General features: G+C 55.2%; 1 protein-coding gene. It reads right to left on the bottom strand.

Going from position 1 to position 1,077, the window contains the following annotated elements; all coding sequences use genetic code 11:
* Nucleotides 1-41 precede the first annotated feature (41 nt).
* Nucleotides 42-1,077 (bottom strand): acyltransferase family protein (locus EOA85_RS35905; RefSeq protein ID WP_164760162.1); only part of this gene is annotated, 1,036 nt, incomplete at its 5' end.

Genomic DNA, 1,077 nt, shown 5'->3' with positions numbered 1-1,077 from the left:
TCACAGGGACCCGCACTGGTGCTTGTCAGCCATCTGACCCGCTACTTCGTCTTAGGAAGAGCATTGTCTTTGCCAAAAGCCGGCCAGTATTTCGAGATTGCCAGTGTGGCGCCGGCTGAAGAGAAATGACCATAGTCGAAATACATAAACTCTCCTCTGTCGGAATAGGGGCAGCGTCCTGCGCTGCACAGGAATTTCAGCGGATCGATGAATGTGGCGCCTTTGGTAAATGAGCGCACACGTTCGTTGATGCCGGGGTCCATCGCCATCGGCCAGGACGTATCGTCCAGATTTTGGCGCTTGGCGAAGAACGCAATTTTCCGGACGTCAGTTGGGAACTGCGGAGACTGGCCGATGACAAACACGCGCACGCCCAGGGCACGAAGCGTATCGATTGTTTGCTGAAGACCGTCGAAGCCTCTGACCTCATAGTCACTCCATTTACCGCTGAGGATAACCGTCTTGATGTCCGCTTCCAAGATGATGTCCAAGGCCTTGCGATTGAACCGGACACAATCAAGACGAGCGTAAGAGTAGTAAGAGAGTATCGGCGGGCAGCCGGCGTACGTATATTCCACGATGTTCGCCTGCAACCGATTTATGTTAGCACCCAGGCCGGAAACATAGTGCGCGGCGAAGGAGTCGCCCCACAAAAAAACCGTTGTTGGAAAACCGCGAGTGCGCGTGCAATCCTCCATATTCCAGCTTTCGATCCGGCTGGTGCCCTCGTTGAAACAGATGCCATTCCTCCAGTCCCCGACGGAAATGCGCCGCTGGACATAGTCCGGAAACCGTTGCGGAAAGCCGTTGCCGAGCGCCCCCGCCGCTCCGCCGGCACAAAGAACAACGATCGCGAGCGCTGAAAAGGCGAAGATAGGCCCCGGGGCGGTGAAGGCCCTCTTCTGTCGAAACGGCTGCTCTACAAACTTCCAGGAGAATGCAGCCAATGCGAGGCTTGCTACCAACATCGCACCGGTCATCAAAGGATCGAGTTTTTGGAACGAAAGATAATGCGCGAACGCATTGAGCGGCCAGTGAACAAGATACAAAGAATACGAGATGAGCCCAATCCAGACC

The organism is Mesorhizobium sp. M5C.F.Ca.IN.020.29.1.1 (genome assembly GCF_003997375.1).
Lineage (GTDB): Bacteria > Pseudomonadota > Alphaproteobacteria > Rhizobiales > Rhizobiaceae > Mesorhizobium > Mesorhizobium wenxiniae.
This window is presented reverse-complemented; position numbering and strand designations above follow the sequence as displayed.